At 68.4% G+C, this 16,674-nt stretch carries 19 protein-coding genes; 12 read left to right on the top strand and 7 right to left on the bottom strand.

What is annotated here, in order from left to right:
* Positions 1-45: 45 nt before the first annotated feature.
* The gene (locus tag BLR21_RS35895) at positions 46-3,048 is read right to left on the bottom strand and encodes an acetyl-CoA carboxylase family protein (RefSeq protein ID WP_338061085.1); all 3,003 of its coding nucleotides are present in this window, start codon (positions 3,046-3,048) and stop codon (positions 46-48) included.
* Between the two features lie 178 nt (positions 3,049-3,226).
* Between BLR21_RS35895 and BLR21_RS35900 the strand changes: the two genes are divergently transcribed.
* Both BLR21_RS35900 and BLR21_RS35905 read left to right on the top strand, forming a co-directional pair.
* Positions 3,227-4,006, top strand: a complete 780-nt coding sequence (locus tag BLR21_RS35900; RefSeq protein WP_051770923.1) for a sporulation protein — start codon at positions 3,227-3,229, stop codon at positions 4,004-4,006.
* Positions 4,007-4,092: 86 nt separating this feature from the next.
* Positions 4,093-4,365, top strand: a complete 273-nt coding sequence (locus BLR21_RS35905; protein WP_090013563.1) for a GlsB/YeaQ/YmgE family stress response membrane protein — start codon at positions 4,093-4,095, stop codon at positions 4,363-4,365.
* Here BLR21_RS35905 and BLR21_RS35910 read toward each other — a convergent pair.
* Positions 4,358-4,978 carry a TetR/AcrR family transcriptional regulator gene (locus BLR21_RS35910; RefSeq protein WP_090013566.1) on the bottom strand — a complete coding sequence of 207 codons (621 nt, stop codon included), beginning with the start codon at positions 4,976-4,978 and terminating at the stop codon, positions 4,358-4,360. The two genes, BLR21_RS35905 and BLR21_RS35910, sit on opposite strands and share 8 nt — an antisense overlap.
* A 92-nt stretch (positions 4,979-5,070) precedes the next feature.
* Between BLR21_RS35910 and BLR21_RS35915 the strand changes: the two genes are divergently transcribed.
* Genes BLR21_RS35915 through BLR21_RS35935 form a run of 5 tightly spaced genes read left to right on the top strand, consistent with a single transcriptional unit; the run spans position 5,071 to position 10,234 of the window.
* A complete protein-coding gene (locus tag BLR21_RS35915; protein WP_090013569.1) occupies positions 5,071-6,216 on the top strand; it encodes an acyl-CoA dehydrogenase family protein in 1,146 nt (381 codons plus the stop codon).
* A gap of 10 nt (positions 6,217-6,226) precedes the next feature.
* Positions 6,227-7,423, top strand: coding sequence for an acetyl-CoA C-acetyltransferase (locus BLR21_RS35920; RefSeq protein WP_090013571.1), 1,197 nt, complete (start codon positions 6,227-6,229; stop codon positions 7,421-7,423).
* The gene (locus tag BLR21_RS35925) at positions 7,423-8,181 is read left to right on the top strand and encodes an SDR family NAD(P)-dependent oxidoreductase (RefSeq protein WP_090013575.1); all 759 of its coding nucleotides are present in this window, start codon (positions 7,423-7,425) and stop codon (positions 8,179-8,181) included. Before BLR21_RS35920 ends, BLR21_RS35925 begins: the two co-directional genes overlap by 1 nt.
* Positions 8,182-8,212: 31 nt before the next feature.
* Positions 8,213-9,631, top strand: a complete 1,419-nt coding sequence (locus BLR21_RS35930; protein WP_090013577.1) for a substrate-binding and vWA domain-containing protein — start codon at positions 8,213-8,215, stop codon at positions 9,629-9,631.
* Between the two features lie 6 nt (positions 9,632-9,637).
* Entirely contained in the window at positions 9,638-10,234 is a 597-nt protein-coding gene (locus BLR21_RS35935) for a 3'-5' exonuclease (RefSeq protein ID WP_256335153.1), read from the top strand.
* A gap of 2 nt (positions 10,235-10,236) precedes the next feature.
* On the opposite strand, the gene BLR21_RS41995 is transcribed toward BLR21_RS35935, so the two are convergent.
* Entirely contained in the window at positions 10,237-10,494 is a 258-nt protein-coding gene (locus BLR21_RS41995) for a hypothetical protein (RefSeq protein ID WP_143028024.1), read from the bottom strand.
* A gap of 73 nt (positions 10,495-10,567) precedes the next feature.
* Here BLR21_RS41995 and BLR21_RS35940 point away from each other — a divergent pair, with 73 nt between their 5' ends.
* Complete coding sequence (locus BLR21_RS35940) at positions 10,568-11,380, top strand: helix-turn-helix domain-containing protein (protein WP_176929941.1); 813 nt, start codon at positions 10,568-10,570, stop codon at positions 11,378-11,380.
* Positions 11,381-11,388: 8 nt separating this feature from the next.
* Positions 11,389-11,577, top strand: coding sequence for a DUF397 domain-containing protein (locus BLR21_RS35945; protein ID WP_256335154.1), 189 nt, complete (start codon positions 11,389-11,391; stop codon positions 11,575-11,577).
* Here the strand turns inward: BLR21_RS35945 and BLR21_RS35950 are convergent.
* Complete coding sequence (locus tag BLR21_RS35950) at positions 11,567-12,613, bottom strand: DUF2855 family protein (RefSeq protein ID WP_090013581.1); 1,047 nt, start codon at positions 12,611-12,613, stop codon at positions 11,567-11,569. The two genes, BLR21_RS35945 and BLR21_RS35950, sit on opposite strands and share 11 nt — an antisense overlap.
* A 38-nt stretch (positions 12,614-12,651) precedes the next feature.
* Here BLR21_RS35950 and BLR21_RS35955 point away from each other — a divergent pair, with 38 nt between their 5' ends.
* A complete protein-coding gene (locus BLR21_RS35955) occupies positions 12,652-13,227 on the top strand; it encodes a TetR/AcrR family transcriptional regulator (protein ID WP_256335155.1) in 576 nt (191 codons plus the stop codon).
* On the opposite strand, the gene BLR21_RS35960 is transcribed toward BLR21_RS35955, so the two are convergent.
* Positions 13,208-13,660: a MaoC family dehydratase gene (locus BLR21_RS35960; RefSeq protein WP_090013583.1), complete on the bottom strand. Its 453-nt coding sequence runs from the start codon at positions 13,658-13,660 to the stop codon at positions 13,208-13,210. The two genes, BLR21_RS35955 and BLR21_RS35960, sit on opposite strands and share 20 nt — an antisense overlap.
* Positions 13,661-13,665: 5 nt before the next feature.
* Positions 13,666-14,418 carry an SDR family oxidoreductase gene (locus BLR21_RS35965; RefSeq protein ID WP_256335156.1) on the bottom strand — a complete coding sequence of 251 codons (753 nt, stop codon included), beginning with the start codon at positions 14,416-14,418 and terminating at the stop codon, positions 13,666-13,668.
* A 130-nt stretch (positions 14,419-14,548) separates the two neighbouring features.
* Here BLR21_RS35965 and BLR21_RS35970 point away from each other — a divergent pair, with 130 nt between their 5' ends.
* Entirely contained in the window at positions 14,549-15,349 is an 801-nt protein-coding gene (locus tag BLR21_RS35970; RefSeq protein WP_090013587.1) for an SDR family NAD(P)-dependent oxidoreductase, read from the top strand.
* Between the two features lie 2 nt (positions 15,350-15,351).
* Positions 15,352-16,323: a quinone oxidoreductase family protein gene (locus BLR21_RS35975; protein WP_090013590.1), complete on the top strand. Its 972-nt coding sequence runs from the start codon at positions 15,352-15,354 to the stop codon at positions 16,321-16,323.
* 136 nt (positions 16,324-16,459) lie between these two features.
* Here BLR21_RS35975 and BLR21_RS35980 read toward each other — a convergent pair.
* Positions 16,460-16,674: IS110 family transposase (locus BLR21_RS35980; protein WP_143028026.1), on the bottom strand; the 215-nt coding region annotated here is incomplete at its 5' end.

Here is a 16,674-nt window from a genome sequence, read left to right on the forward strand (position 1 = left end):
TAAGGTCTTCTGTTCCGCAGGGGCGACGCTGACCACGGATTCTCCTCACCACGTGTCGATGAACGGGCGTTTCTTCCCTTGTGAGCGGGAAGTTGCGGGGGCCAGCGCCGTGGCGATCCAGCGGCGCGTGTCGGCCGGGTCGATCACGTCGTCGATCTCGAAGACCGAGGCGACGTTGAGGGCTTTGCCGTGCTCGTAGGCCATCGCGACCATCTGGTCGTAGCGCTGCCTGCGCTCGTCCGGGTCCGCGATCGCGTCGAGCTCTTTGCGGAAGCCGAGTTTGATGGCGCCTTCGAGGCCCATCGGGCCGAACTCGCCGGTGGGCCACGAGATCGCGAACTGCGGCACCTTCAGGCTGCCCGCCGCCATGGCCTGCGCGCCGAGGCCGTACGCCTTGCGCAGGATCACGAGTCCGAAAGGGACGGTGAGGTTGGCGCCCGTCACGACCATGCGGGTGAGGTGGCGGACGGTGGCGGTCCGTTCGGCGTCGGGGCCGACCATGAACCCCGGGGTGTCGCACAGCGAGACGACCGGGATGTCGAACGCGTCGGCCAGCTGCAGGAAGCGGGCGCACTTGTCGGCGGCGTCGGCGTCGATCGCCCCGCCGAGGACGTTCGGGTCGTTGGCGATCAGGGCAATGGGGCGGCCTTCGATCCGGACCAGTGCGGTGACGATCGCCTTGCCGAAGCCCTGGCGGAGTTCGAGGACGCTGCCGGTGTCGGCGAGGGTGGTGATGAGCGCGCGGATGTTGTAGGCGCGCAGGCGGTTCTCGGGGACGGCGTGGCGGAGGAGGCGCTGGTCCGCGCAGTTCCACGATCCGAAATTGTCGGTGCTGTCTGGGAGAATTGTTTTTAGGGGTTCCCCCGAGGGCGCGGGCGAAGGCTGCGCATTCGGCGAGGGGACGCCTGCGGGAGCCTGGAAGTACGAGAGGTACTGCTTCGCGACAGCGACCGCGTCCTCCTCCGACCCCACCGCGATGTCCACCACGCCGTTGGGCACCTGCACGTCCAACGGACCGATGTCCTCGGGCCGGAACGCACCGAGCCCACCGCCCTCGATCATCGCCGGGCCGCCCATGCCGATGTTCGCGCCCTCGACCGCGATGATCACGTCGCACGTGCCCAGCAGCACCGCGTTGCCCGCGAAGCACCGCCCCGCCACCACGCCGACCAACGGCACCTGCCCGCTCAGCCGCGCGAACGCGTGGAACGAGCCGCAGTCCAGGCCGCTGACCATGCTGTGGTCGGTGTCGCCGGGCCGTCCGCCGCCGCCCTCGGCGAACAGCACCACCGGCAGGTTCTCCTGCTGTGCCAGGGCGAACAGCCGGTCCTTCTTCTGATGGTTGCGCAGGCCCTGAGTGCCGGCCAGCACGGCGTAGTCGTAGGACATCGCCACGACCCGTTGGCCGTTCACGATGCCGATGCCGGCCACCATGCCGTCGGCGGGCGTGCGTTCGACCAGGTCCTCAAGCGATCGGCGCCGGCGTTGGGCGGCGATCGCGAGGCCGCCGTACTCGACGAAGGAAGTGCAGAGATCCGCGATGTTCTCGCGGGCGGTCCGCCCACCCCGGCGAGCGACGGCCCCGGGGCGGTCGAAGTCGTGGCGCGCCAGCACTTCCGCCAGATCCGGCCGGACGTGCTCCGGATCCACCTCGGCAACGTCCTCATCGGACTCGCCGGCACCGGTCGCCAGCACCTGGCCCTCGGTCACGGTGTCGCCCACCGACACCAGCACGTCGCCGGACACCCGTACGACGTGCTGCATCTTCATCGCTTCCAGCACGACGGCACCGGGGTCGACGGCGACCACCGTGCCGGCCAGCGGCGCCCGCATGCCCGGCACCGGCTCCTCGACCACGAAGTCCGTGGTCGCACCGACGATGTCCTGGTCCAGCAGGGTATGAAGGAACTCCAGGTTCGTCGCGACGCCCTCGACCCGGAACTCGCGCAACGCGCGCCGCGCCCGGTTCAGGGCTACGTCCAGGTCCTCGCCGTGCACCACGAGCTTCGCGAGCAGCCCGTCGTACCGCGTGCCGACCCGGTAGCCGACGTACCCGTGCGTGTCGACGCGGACGCCCGGCCCGGCGGGCAGCCCGAACGACGACAGCACGCCGCCCGAGGTCTGGTTCACGCGCACCTGCACGGCCGCGCCGCGGTCGTGGGGCGTGAAGTCCACGTCGCCGCCCCAGGCGAGCAGCAGCTGGGTGCGCACCAGGTCCACTCCGGACACCATCTCGGTGACCGTGTGCTCGACCTGCAGCCGCGGGTTGACCTCCAGGAACGCGAACGAGTCCCCGGACACCAGGAACTCGACGGTGCCGACGCCCTGGTAGTCCACGGCCGAGGCGATTGCCATGGCCGATGAGTGCAGAGCCTTGCGCAGCAACGAGTCCAGCAGGGGAGCGGGCGCGATCTCCACGACCTTCTGGTGCCGCAGCTGCAGCGAGCAGTCGCGGTCGCCGATCACCGAGGTGCCGACGAGCTGCACCTCGATGTGCCGGGCGGAGGGCATCAGCCGTTCGAGGTAGACATCGCCCACCCCGAACGCCGCCAGCGCCTCCGCCCGGCACGCCTCGACGGCGCTGTCGAGCTCCGAAGGGCTGTGCACCGCCCGCATGCCCTTGCCGCCACCCCCGGCGACCGCCTTCACCATCACCGGGAACTCGCCGGGCGCAGCCTCCAGCACCGGAATCCCCAGCGACGCCGCCAGTTCCCGTGCTCGCCGCTTGTCACCGAGCAGTTCCAGAACGTCAGCGGACGGCCCGACGAACGTCAGCCCGCGCTCCGAACACGCCCGAGCGAACGCGGCGTTCTCGGACAGGAATCCCCACCCCGGATGCACGGCCTGACACCCCTCGGCCGCGTCCAGTAGCTGATCCACGTCGAGGTACGGCGACGGCCCACGCAGCGCCACCGCACGGTCCGCGAGCGTCACGTGGAGCGAGGAAGCGTCGTCCTCCGCATACACCGCCACGGTGCGTATCCCCAGGTCAGCGGCCGCGCGCAGAACGCGGACAGCCACCTCACCCCGGTTGGCGACGAGCAGCACGGGCAACCTCCTGAGCGACCGCTTAGTATGTGACGGCGGTCGCATGCTGCCATCTGAAGTCAACAGAAGTCCATACGGAACCGATCTGGGGGTTGAGGCGTCAACGGAACACTTCGCCGCAAACGGGCGATCCAGTTGGCAGACTCCCCGCAAACAGCAAGGGCTTCAGGAGGCCGCAGTGGTGTTCAAAAGGATGATGCGCGCGTTCGGCGTGGGCGGGCCGACTGTCGACACGGTCCTGACCAATCCCAACGTCAGGCCCGGCGAGGTGCTGTCCGGCGAGGTGCGCATCGCAGGCGGCGACCACCCGGCCGAGATCGACCACGTCACGCTCGCGCTGCTCACCCGCGTCGAGGTCGAGAGCGGCGACAACGAGTACAACACCAACATGGAGTTCCACAAGTTCTCCGTGGGCCAGCGGATCATGGCCCAGCCGCACCAGAACCTCTCGCTGCCGTTCCAGGTGCCGGTGCCGTTCGAGTGCCCGCTCAACGTCGTGGGCGGCATGCAGCTCAACGGCATGCAGCTGGGCCTGCGCACCGAGCTCGAGGTGCGCGGCGCCGTCGACCCCGGTGACCTCGACCCGATCTGGGTGCACCCGCTGGCGTCGCAGGACGCCGTGCTCCAGGCGTTCGGGCAGATGGGCTTCCGCTTCACCAAGGCGGACAACGAGCGCGGCCGCATCCACGGCGTGCCGCAGCAGCTGCCGTTCTACCAGGAGATCGAGTTCTACCCGCCGCCCCAGTTCGCGGGCCGCGTCAAGCAGGTCGAACTGACGTTCGTCACCACGCCGGGCGAGCTGCACGTGGTCCTGGAGGCCGACAAGCGCGCCGGGCTGCTCCGTGCGGGCGGCGACGCGTACGGCCGGTTCGCCATGTCGCACCAGCAGGCCGTCGGCACCGACTGGACCGCGACGATCAACCAGTGGATGAGCCAGGTCTCCGGCAGCCGCTGGTAGTTCTCGAGCTGCGGATCTTGCCGAGTGACGGGATGATTTTCTCCGAGATCCCCGAGTGCATCGGGGTGTAGCGGGAGGAGGCGACCGTGACCATCGAGAGCATCATCGGCGCGCTCATCATCGGCCTGATCCTGGGCTTGCTCGGGAAGCTGTTCGCACCGGGCAAGCAGGCCATTCCGATCTGGCTGACGCTGCTGGTCGGCATCGCGGCCGCGTTCATCGGGACGTGGATCGCGCGGTTGCTCGGCGTGCAGGACACGCCGGGCATCGACTGGATCGAGGTGATCGTCCAGATCGTCGTCGCGGCGATCGGTGTCTCGGTCGTGGCAGGCGTGTACGGCAGGAAGTCGGTCAGGTAGGGCGGACCATCCTCAGGACGAGGTCGGCGTACATCGCGCCGATCTCGTCCGGGGTCCGCTTGCCGCTCGGCTGGTACCAGCGCGCGACGTCGATGCACAGCGACAGCACGGCCAGGGTCGCGCCCTTGAGGTCGGGGACGTCGAACACGCCCTCCTCGACGCCGTCCGCGATGTAGGACCGCATCCGCTGCTCGATCTGCCGGCGCAGCTCCGCCACCTCCGCGTGGTGTTCCGGGGAGAGCGCGCCGAGCTCGTACTGCACCACCCGCGCCGTCGTGTGGAACTCCGCGTGCCAGCCCGCGAACGTCGCCACCGCGTTCCTCAGCCGCTGCACCGCGCCGTCGCCCTGGATGCTCGACAGCAGCGCCAGCGACGTCTCGTGGCCGACGAGCGAGATGTTGAAGAGAAGCTCTTCTTTGGACCGGTAGTGGATGTACACGGCCGCGGGGGACATTCCGGCCAGCGAAGCGATGTCACGCGTCGTCGTGGCGTGGTATCCCTTGTCTGCGAACGCCTGGACGGCGGCGATGAGCATCCGGCGGGCGGCGTCCGGGGTCACGGCGCGCCAGGTTTCGTCGAGCAGTGAGAACCCGTCCAGTCCGGTCGTGTTCATCGGGCCGCTCCTCGCGTGTTGACAGGTGATGGATCGTACTGCACGCTAAGCGGGCGCTTAGCTCTAAGCAACCGCTTAGTATGGAGGTAGTCGTGCAGCGGACGCTGTTCAACGAGGATCACGCCGCGTTCCGGGAGTCGGCGAAGGCGTTCGTCGAGCGCACGATCACGCCGAACGTCGAGAAGTTCATCGAGCAGCGGGTGATCGACCGGGACGTGTGGCTGGAGGCCGGTCGGCAGGGCCTGCTGGGCCTCGAGATCCCCGAGGAGTACGGCGGCAGCGGCGCGAACGACTACCGCTTCAACACGGTGTTCGCCGAGGAGCTCTGCCGGGTCAACGCCGCGGTCGCCTCGTCGCTGGGCATCCACGGCGACGTCGTCGCGCCCTACCTCGTCGACCTGTGCACCGAGGAGCAGAAGCAGCGCTGGCTGCCCGGCATGTGTACCGGCGAGATCAAGACCGGCATCGCGATGACCGAGCCGTCCGGCGGATCCGACCTCGCCGCGCTGAAGACCAACGCCGTCCGCGACGGTGACGACTGGATCCTCAACGGCTCCAAGACGTTCATCACCAACGGCTACACCGCCGACATGATCGTCGTCGCGGCCCGCACCGACCCGTCCAAGGGCGCGCGCGGCATCACGCTGTTCGCAGTCGAGACCGGCATGCCCGGCTTCGAGCGCGGCCGCAAGCTCGAGAAGGTCGGCCACCACCCCTCCGACACCGCGGAGCTGTTCTTCTCCGACGTGCGGCTCTCGCAGGAGCACGTCATCGGCGAGGAGGGCCAGGGCTTCATCTACATGATGGAACGCCTGCCACAGGAGCGGATCGGCGGCGCCATCTCGAACCTGGCGCACGCGCAGGGCGTCTTCGACGAGACGCTGGAGTACGTCAAGGAGCGCAAGGCCTTCGGCCAGGCGATCGGCAAGTTCCAGCACAACAAGTTCCTGCTCGCCGAGCTGCGCACCAAGCTGGACGTCTCGCAGGCGTTCATCGACAGCCTGACCATGCAGCACGTTCGCGGCGAACTGAGCTCGGTCGAGGCGGCGCAGGCGAAGTACTGGAGCGCCGACATCGAGAACGAGGTCATCGACGCCTGCGTGCAGCTGCACGGCGGCTACGGCTACATGACCGAGTACCGCGTCGCCCGCGCGTGGATGGACGCCCGCGTCACGAAGATCTGGGCGGGATCCAACGAGATCATGAAGGAACTCATCGGCCGCGACCTGGGCCTGTAGGAGGTTTTCCATGGCTGAGGCAGTCATCGTCTCCACCGCCCGGTCGCCGATCGGCCGTGCCCGCAAGGGTTCTCTCGTCTCGCTGCGGCCGGACGACCTGGCCGCGCAGGTGATCTCGGCGGCACTGGGCGACATCCCGGCGTCCGAGATCACCGACCTGCACCTCGGTTGTGCCGAGCCGCAGGACGAGCACGGCCAGAACATCGCACGCCGCGTGGCGGTGCAACTGGGCCATGACAACCTTCCCGGCACGACGGTCAACCGGTTCTGCGCGTCGTCCGTGCAGACCGCGCGGATGGCCTTCCACGCCATCAGGGCGGGCGAGGGCACCGGGTTCATCTCGGCCGGCGTCGAGTGTGTCTCCCGGTACCTGCACGCAGGTGTGCCCTCGTTCAACCCGCTGTTCGACGAAGCTCAGCAGCGGACCCAGGACACGGCCGCGTCCAACGCTCCGTGGACCGACCCGCGCCTCGACGGCAAGCTGCCCGACTACTACATCTCCATGGGCCAGACGGCCGAGAACGTCGCCACGCAGATGGGCATCTCGCGGCACGACCAGGACGAGTTCGGCGTCCGGTCGCAGAACCTCGCGGAGAAGTCGATCGCGGACGGGTTCTTCGCCCGCGAGATCACGCCGGTCACCCTGCCCGACGGCACCGTCGTCTCGACGGACGACGGCCCGCGCGCCGGGGTGACGTTGGAGGCCGTCTCCCAGCTGAAGCCGTCGTTCCGGCCCGAGGGCACCATCACGGCCGGCAACTGCTGCCCCCTGAACGACGGCGCGGCCGCCGTGGTGATCATGAGCGATGTGCGGGCCCGCGAGCTGGGCCTGACCCCGTTGGCGCGCATCGTGTCCACGGGCGTCTCGGGCCTGTCGCCGGAGATCATGGGCCTCGGCCCCGTCGACGCCACGAAGCAGGCGCTCGGCCACGCCGGTCTGTCCATTTCGGACATCGACCTGGTGGAGATCAACGAGGCGTTCGCCGTCCAGGTGCTCGGTTCGCAGCGCGCGCTGGGCATCGACATCGACAAGCTGAACGTGCACGGCGGCGCGATCGCGCTGGGCCACCCGTTCGGCTCGACCGGTGCGCGGATCATGACGACGCTGATCAACGGCATGCAGGCCCGCGACGCCCAGTTCGGCCTGGAGACGATGTGCGTCGGCGGCGGTCAGGGCATGGCGATCATCCTGGAAAGGCTTTCGTAGTGGGAATTCTGGACAAGTTCCGCCTCGACGGGAAGGTCGCGATCGTCACCGGCGCGTCCTCGGGGCTCGGCGTCGCGTTCGCCAAGGCACTCGCGGAGGCGGGCGCGGACGTCGTGCTCGCGGCTCGTCGCGCGGACAGGCTGAAGGACACGGCCGCACTGGTCGAGGCCACCGGTCGGCGCGCTCTGGTCGTGCAGGCCGACGTGTCGAAGCCCGAGGACTGCCGTGAAGTCGCACGAGCGGCGGCGGAGTTCGGCACGGTGGCGGTGCTCGTGAACAACGCCGGTGTCGCGTCGGCCGTGCCGGCTTCGCGCGAGACGCCGGAGGAGTTCCGCGGCGTCATCGACGTGAACCTCAACGGCGCCTACTGGATGGCCCAGGCCGCCGCGTCGGTCATGAAGTCCGGCGGCTCGATCATCAACATCTCCAGCGTGCTCGGGCTCGTGACCGGCGGTATTCCCCAGGCCGCGTACTCGGCGTCCAAGGCGGGACTGCTCGGCCTGACGCGGGACCTGGCGCAGCAGTGGACCGGGCGCAAGGGCATCCGCGTCAACGCGATCTGCCCCGGTTTCTTCGAGTCGGAGATGACCGACCAGTACCCGCCGGGGTACCTGGAGAAGATGCAGGCGGCGCTTCCGGCCGGACGCATCGGTGATCCCGAGGAACTTGCCGCCGCCGTGGTCTTCCTGGCCTCCCCCGCGGGCGGTTACGTTACCGGCGAGACGCTCGTCGTCGATGGTGGTGCCGTGATCGTCTGACTCAGGGGGAGCCGTGCGGGAGCCCCGAGTAATGAAGGTGCTGGCAGCAGTTCTGCTGCTGCTGCTGGTCACCGCGTGCACGTCGAGCACGCCGCCGCCGGTCCGGTTGAAGATGCTGGCGAGCACGGAACTGGCCGACCTCGGACCTGTGCTGGCGGAGCTGCGGAAGGCCACCGGGGTCGAGCTGGCGGTCGAGCACCGCGGTACGGTCGAGGCCGGCAGGTCGCTCGCCGGGTTCGACCTGGCGTGGTTGTCCACCGCCAGGTTCCTGCGAGGTGCCGAGCCGGAACTGGCGTCGAGCATCATGACGTCCCCGGTGGTGCTCGGCGTGAAGCGCGGCAGCCGGTCCGTGCTGGGCGAGCGGCCGACGTGGGCGGACGTCGCGGACCGCGCCGCGCTGGGCCGGTTCCGGTACGGCATGGCCGATCCACGCGTGTCCGGCAGTGGCATGGCCGCGTTGATCGGCGTCGCGACGGCGGCCGCGGGCGCGCCGCTACGGACCGAGGACGTGAGTTGCGACCGCCTGCAGGGGTTCCTCGCGGGACGGGCCTTCGACGTGCCCGACCCTGTCGGCGAGTTCGTCCGCCGGTCCGATGTGGACGGACTGGTCGCGCACGAGTCGGAGTTGTTGTCCCTGAACGCTTCCGGGCGCTTGGCCGAACCGCTGGAGATCGTCTACCCGCGCGACGGCATCGTGCTGTCGGACTACCCGCTGATGCTCGTCGACCCCGCGCACCGGGCCGCGTACGACCGCGTCGTGGAGTGGCTGAGGTCGCCGGCCGCGCAGCAGATGATCGCCGACCGCACCTGGCGCCGTCCCGTCGAACCCTCCGTGACGCGCGACGAGAAACTGCGAGCCGACCTCGGTACCGCGCTCTCCTTCCCGGACAGTTCCGAGGTGATCGACCGGCTGCTGCTCTTCCACGACCGCTCGGGGGAAGGCCGGCAGGTGGTCTTCGTCCTGGACTACTCGACGTCGATGGCCGGTGCTCGCCTCGCTGGGCTGCGGGAGGCGTTCGCGTCGCTCAACGGGTTCGACCGCTTCTACGTCGGCGAGACCGTGACGATCGTCCGGTTCGCGGGCACCGTGCTGGAGGAGCGTTCGATCACCGTGCGCGGCCGGGAGGACTTCGATGCGTTACTGGCCGTCGTCGCGTCCGGCGACCTGCGGGACAACACCGCGATCTGGGCCGCGCTGGACCGCGCGTTGCAACTGGCCCGCGGCGAGACGGCGGTGGTGCTGATGACGGACGGTGAGAACAACGCGGGCCCGTCGGTGGACGAGTTCCTGCGGGTCGGCAGGGGAGAGGTGCCGGTGTTCCCGATCCGGTTCGGCGAGGCCTCGACGGCGGACCTGGACCGAGTCGCGCAGGCGAGCGGGGGCCGTCTGGTCGAGGCCGGCGCGAAGTCGTTGCTGGAGGCGGTGCGCGAGATCCGTGGCTGTCGATAGAGCGCGGTGCGGGTGGAGTGCGACTCGTGGAACGCCGCGACCGGTGAGATCGTGGTCCACGTGATCGCGTTGGACGAGGTGCTGGTGGTCGACGTGGAGTCGACCTGCTGGGAGGGCACGCCGCCTCCCGGCGAGGTCTCGGAGATCATCGAGATCGGGATCTGCCCGCTCGCGGTGGCGTCCGGGATCCGGGGCGAGCGACGGTCGCTGCTGGTAGCGCCGTCGCGGTCGTCAGTCAGCCCTTTCTGCACCGAACTGACGACGCTGACCGCCGACCAGGTCGCCGGCGGGGTCTCGTTCGCCGAGGCGTGTGCGGTGCTGCGCAAGGAGTTCCGGTCGGGCCGCCGGGTGTGGGCTTCGTACGGTGACTACGACCGGAAGATGTTCGAACGGCAGTGCGCCGACTTCGGGGTCCGGTACCCGTTCGGGCCGCGGCACCTCAACGTGAAGACGTTGTTCGCGCTGGTGCACGCCCTGCCGCGCGAGGTCGGGATGGCCGAGGCGGTGCGGCTCGCCGGGCAAAGGCTCGACGGCACGCACCACCGCGGCCACGACGACGCCCACAACATCGCGGGCCTGCTGGCCGGGCTGATCCGGCGCTGAGATCACCTGTTCGGAGGATTCCAGTCGATCCCTACCGTGCAGACCCGGATGGCGTCCCTCCACACCGTGATGGCGAAGGTGCCCGCCTCCGCGGACACTCGCGTGAGGTATTCGGTCGCGCAGGCGACCGTGTAACGGGACTTCCAGTCGGCTTCTTTCTTTATGTACCAACCATGATCCTGCACGGACTCGACGTAGGCCAGGGTGAGACGGCCGTTCTGGCTGCGTCGGTGGTACTGGATGCTGTGGACGTACTCCATGCAGTGGACGGTCCTCATCAGACCCCGCCACCGTGATTCACGAATGTCAGATCTCGTCCGTAACGTTTGGGGCATGTCCGACCCCACGTTCCGGCAGGTGCGCCTCGGTGATGCCCTGAAGAGGCTGCGTGAACGAGCTGGGCTGAGTCAGCGTGAGGCGGCGTTCCGGCTTCGGTACAACTACCAGAAGCTGAGCCGCATCGAGAACGGCCAGTTGCCGGAGTTCCCCGGCCTGCGGGCGATGCTCGACCTGTACGGCGTGCTCGTCACCGAAGAGGCGCCGTTCATCGACATGTGGGAACGCGCCAGCGAGAAGGGCTGGTGGCATCCCTACGGCGTAGAAGATCAGGGCTACCTCAGCCTGGAGCACGACGCGATCAAGGTGTGCGAGTTCAGCCTCGGCTACATTCCGGGCTTGCTGCAGGTCGAGAGCTACATGCGCGCAGTGTTCCTGGGATGGCAGATCCAGCATTCGCGGAAGTGGATCGAGAATCAGATCGCCATCCGGACGAGGAGGCAACAGCGGCTGGACGACAGCAGCCCGCTGCAATATCGCGGGGTCATCGCTGAAGCAGCCCTCAGACAAGCGGATCGCGAGCAGTTGCTGCACGTCAGCGACAGGGGATTACTGCCCAATGTGACCGTGCAGGTCCTGCCGGATGCCGCAGGCCTGCACGACGGGCAGAACGGGCCGTTCACCGTGCTGGACTTCGCCTACCCCGGTGAGATGTCCGTGCTCTACGTCGAACACCCCGCAGGCTCGACGCACGTCGAGGATGTCGAGCGCGTGAAGGCCGCTAAACTGGTCTTCAAGCACCTCTCGAAGCTGGCGCTGACCCCGGACGAGTCCGCCGAGTGGATCGGGAGGCTGGCCGCCGAGAGGTAGGGATCGACGTGTCTGCTGTGTGGCGCAAGAGCAGCCGCAGCAACGGCGGTGGGAACGGCAACTGTGTGGAGATCGCGCTGGACGGCTCCGCCGCCCGCATCCGTGACTCCAAGAGCCGGGCGGACGCCACTGTCGCGGCGCCCGCCTGGGGTGCGTTCCTCGCGATGGTGAAGGGCGAGGAGCCGTTCAGAAGCTGATCACGTCGGCCGTGTTCGGGTTCGCCTTGCCCGCCAGCACGGCCTGCCAGACGTCGATCAACTCCTCCGGCCCGCTGTGCTGGACCACGGCGACCCAGTCACCGGCCTGGGCGGTGAACCCCCGCCAGGCCTCGCCGAAGCGCTGAGCCAGGCCTTCGGAGCCCCAGTCGGCGGTGCGCTTGCGCAGCTGGTCCGGCGCGAAGAAGAACTCGGTGCGGGGGTCCGGCGTGGTGGCCCCGTGCGTGAGGCCGATCGAGATGTCCTTCACCAGCTCTGCGCCGAGCCGGTCGTGCAGTGTCGAGCGCAGGTCCGCCGAGCCGCTGAAGTCCAGGTACACCGAAGGTTCGACGTCCACCGAAGCGTCGTAGGGGAGCACGGTGTCGTAGAGGCCCAGGCCCTTGGTGAACTCCACGTTGCGCGGCGAAGTCAGGCCCACGACCCGCACACCGGCGCCGCGAAGGCACTGGGCGGTGCCGAACGCGGTCTTGCTTGACGCCGAGGAGACCACGACGGTGCGGGCGCCGTGGAAGTCGTTGTCCACCAGCCGGTCGGCCAGCAGGAACGACGTGAGGAACAGCGGCCGGTACAGCACCTGGAGGTCTTCCAGCCGCTCGTCGTAGGCGGGGTCCTGGGTGGTGACGAGGTAGCTGTTGTAGACGGCCGGCAGCTCGGCGCGGTGCTCGCTCGCGTCGACGAAGCCGGCCGAGGTCAGCCTGGGGCGCACGACGAGGTGGCTGGCCATCGGCAGGTAGCCGTAGACGCGGGTGCCGGCGGGCAGAGCGTCCACTGTGGATTCGACGACGTCGGCGAGGCCCCACAGCGGGATCACGCCCTGGCCGGGGCCGCCGGCCGGGAAGAAGTTCCAGTAGCCGATGAGGTCGCCGATCACGCCGTAGGTGACGTTGTTGGCGGTGAGGCCGGCCCGGCTGACGCGCAGCAACACCTCGCCGGCGGCCAGGGCGGGGAGTTCGTCGTGCAGCACTTCGGTTTTGGTGAGGTCGTCGCGGTCGACGACAATGGTCCAGCGACTGATCATTGCCTCGGTTCTCCTTGGTCGGGAGGTACGCTCCGGTCGTGACCGTGCCTGAAAGACTGATCGACGCCGCCACCCGCCTGTTCGCGGACAAGGGGTACGAGCGCGTCGCCGTGCAGGAGATCGTGGAGCACGCCGGTGTCACCAAAGGCGCGATGTACCACTACTTCGGGTCGAAGGACGACCTGCTGCACGAGATCTACGGGCGGTTGCTGCGCTTGCAGACCGAACACCTGGAGAAGATCGCGTCGAGCACCGGCCCGGTCGCCGAGCGGCTGCGCGAGGCCGCGATCGACGTGATCGTCACGAGCGTCGACGACTTCGACGCCGCCAAGGTGTTCTTCCGCTCGATGAACCACCTCTCGGAGGAGAAGCAGCGGGAGGTCCGGGCGGAGCGGCGGCGCTACCACGAGAAGTTCCGCGGCCTGATCGAGGAGGGGCAGCGCAGCGGGGCGTTCCGCGACGACGTGCCCGCCGACGTCGCCACGTACTACTTCTTCGGGTCGTTGCACCAGCTCGGCACGTGGTACCGCCCGGACGGGGACATCCCGGCCGGGCGGCTGGCGGAGCACTACGCGGACCTGCTGATCCACAGTCTCACGGCACGATCACGCTGACGATCTCGGCGACGCACGCGGGCTTGTCGCTGCCCTCGATCTCGATGACGACCTTGGTCACGAGCTGCTTGCCCAGCGCGATGTCCGTGACGTCCAGCAGTTCGACCCCGCCGCGCACCCTGGCGCCGACCAGCACCGGCTGCGGGAAGCGGACCTTGTTGCTGCCGTAGTTCACGCCCATCTTGATGTTCTTGACGGTGTAGACGTCCCGCACCAGGTACGGCACCAGTGACAACGTCAGGTAGCCGTGCGCCACAGGACCGCCGAAGGGGCCTTTGGCTGCCTTCTCGACGTCGATGTGGATCCACTGGTGGTCCAGCGTCGCGTCGGCGAACAGGTTGACCTGCTCCTGCGTGACCTCGTGCCACTCGCCGAACCCGAGGTGCTCGCCCTTGGCGGCGACCAGCTCGTCGATGCTCTCGAAAGCGCGCATGATCCTCAGTCCTTCGGTCCGCCGGCGACGTAGATGACCTGGCCGGACACGAACCCGGCACCCTCGCTGACGAGGAACGACGCGGTGTGCGCGATGTCCTCCGGCTGGCCGACGCGCGCGACCGGGATCGTCTGCGCCGCACCGGTGAGGAAGTCCTCGAACGGGATCTTCATGCGCTCGGCGGTCGCCTTGGTCATCTCGGTCGCGATGAAACCGGGCGCGATCGCGTTGACCGTGACGCCGAACTTGCCGAGCTCGATCGCGAGGGTCTTGGTGAAACCCTGCAGACCGGCCTTGGCGGCGGAGTAGTTGGCCTGGCCGCGGTTGCCGAGGGCGGAGGTGGAGCTGAGGTTGACGATGCGGCCGAAGCCTTCTTTCGTCTGGAACGCCTGCACGGCCTTGCTCATCAGGAACGCTCCGCGCAGGTGCACGTTCATGACCGTGTCCCAGTCGCTCGCGGTCATCTTGAACAGCAGGTTGTCGCGCAGCACGCCGGCGTTGTTGATCAGCACGGTCGGGGCGCCGAGGGCCTCGGCGACCTTCGCCACCGCGGCGTTGACCTGCTCCTCGTCCGCCACGTCGACCTTGAGGCCGACGGCGCGCCCACCGCTCGCGACGATCTTGTCGGCGCCGTCGAGCACGCCCTGCTCGTCGAGGTCGAGCAACGCGACGGCCAGGCCGTCCGCGGCGAGGCGCTGCGCGACCGCGGCGCCGATGCCACGAGCCGCGCCGGTGACGATCGCAACCCTGTCGGCCACGGGTCCTCCTTCGGTGAGGGGATGGTGAGCTAAGCAACCGCTTAGTAACGTACCTATCAGTCCGCTTGACGTCCAGGCCTGTGCGGACGACCATACCGACTGGTCGGAATGTGGCAATTCGAGGAGGCAGATGCCCGTGGACTTCACCGGCAAGGTCGCGCTCGTCACCGGCGGATCCAACGGCATCGGCGCCGCGTCCGCCCGGCGGCTGGCATCGCACGGCGTGCGCGTCGTCGTGGCTGATGTGGACGCCGACCAGGGCAAAGCCGTCGCCGATGAGATCGGCGGCGTGTTCGTGCGCTGCGATGTGACGGTGCCTTCGGACTCCGCCGACGCCGTTGCCCTCGCCGTGCGCGAGTTCGGCGGGCTCGACATCGCGTTCCTGAACGCCGGCATCGGCACCGGCTGCTCGCTGGGCGACGACTTCGACGTCGACGTGTACCGGCGCGCCATGGCCATCAACCTCGACGGCGTCGTCTACGGCGCGCACCACGCGTTGCCCGAGGTGCGCAAGCGCGGCGGCCAGATCATCGCCACGGCCTCGATGGCCGGCCTCATGCCGATGCCGGGCGACCCCGTCTACGGCGCCAACAAGGCCGCCGTCGTCGGTCTCGTGCGCTCGCTCGGTGGCGCCTATCCCGACGTGCGCGTGAACGCGCTGTGCCCGGCGTTCGCCGACACCAACATCATCGTCCCGCTGCGCTCGACGCTGGAGGAGATCGGCATGCCGATCCTGCCCGTGTCGGCCGTCGTGGACACCTTCATGTCCATTGTGGAGGGTTCGGGGACCGGCGAGGCCTGGTTCGTGCAGGCAGGTCGTTCGTCGGAGCCGTTCGGGTTCCGCAACCCGCCCGGCCCCCGCGCCGCCGACGGCTCGCGCATCGAGGCCGCTCGCAAGGACCCCGTTTCCATCGCGCTTGAGGAGAACTGACCGTGCGTGCCATTCAGATCACCGAGTTCGGCGGGCCCGAGGTGCTCCAGCAGGTCGAGCTGCCCGACCCTGTCGCGGGTGAGGGCGAGGTGCTGATCAACGTCTCGCGTGCCGGCCTGAACTACGCCGACACGCATCAGGCGGAGAACTCCTACCTGGCGCAGATGGAGTTGCCGCTGGTGCCGGGCGGTGAGGTCGTCGGGACCACCGCGGACGGGCGTCGGGTTGTCGCGCTGACGAAGAATTCCGGTGGGTATGCGGAGAAGGCTGTGGCGCCTGCTCTGACCACCTTTGATGTTCCTGACGGTGTTGACGATCTGACCGCGTTGTCGTTGATCGTTCAGGGCGCTACCGCCTGGTTGTTGCTGCGGAAGTCGACTCACATGGAGGCCGGTGAGTCGGTTGTCGTCCACGCTGCCGCTGGTGGGGTGGGGACGATCGCCGTTCAGCTGGCCAAGTTGTGGGGGGCTGGGCGGGTCATCGCCACTGCCTCTTCCGAGGACAAGCGGAAGCTGGCGCTTGATCTTGGCGCCGATGTCGCGATCGATTCTCGTGCAGCTGACATGACTGCCGCGTTGAAGGAAGCCAATGGCGGGCGGCGGGTTGATGTTGTGCTGGACATGACCGGAGGGGTTGTTACTGACCAGTCGTTGGTTGCGCTGGCTCCGTTTGGGCGGCTTGCGTTTTATGGCATGGCCTCGCGGGAGAGGCCTAAGCCGGTCGACCTCGGGGCGTTGTTGGTGCACTCCACGGCCGTTGCGGGTATGTGGTTGCCCCACGCTCTGAAGGTTCGGGATGCGGCGCATGGGACTTTGGCTCACCGGGCTATGGCTGAGTTGTTCCAGCTTGTTGTGGATGGTCGGTTGAGGGCTGTTCCCGGTGGGGAGTATGGGCTTGGGGAGGTTCGGCAGGCGCACGAGGACCTGCGGGCTCGTCGGACTGCTGGGAAGTTGGTGCTGGATCCGTCGCGGTAGGTGCTTGGGTTGGGGTGCGGGCGGCGTGGTCGCCTTGCGTGCTTCCCCTGGGGGCGCTGCCCCCAGACCCCCGGCAATCTGATCAGGGGGTAGCGCCGCACGTAGGTAGATGGCACGCCTGACGCTCCTATAGATGTCAAGCAGTGAGTGCGAGGTCTTTCATGATCGCTGTGTGGGCTTCGCGGAGGATATAGCGCTTGAGGCAGCGGATGATGTCGCGTTTGGTGAGGCCTTGTTCGGTGCGTCGTTGCAGGTAGGCCTGGGTGCGTGGGCAGTAGCGCAGGCGGACGACGGCGACGATGTGCAGGACGCGGTTGGCTTGGCGTTCGCCGCCTTTGTTGAGGCGGTGGC

The organism is Lentzea albidocapillata subsp. violacea (assembly GCF_900100275.1).
Lineage (GTDB): Bacteria > Actinomycetota > Actinomycetes > Mycobacteriales > Pseudonocardiaceae > Lentzea > Lentzea violacea.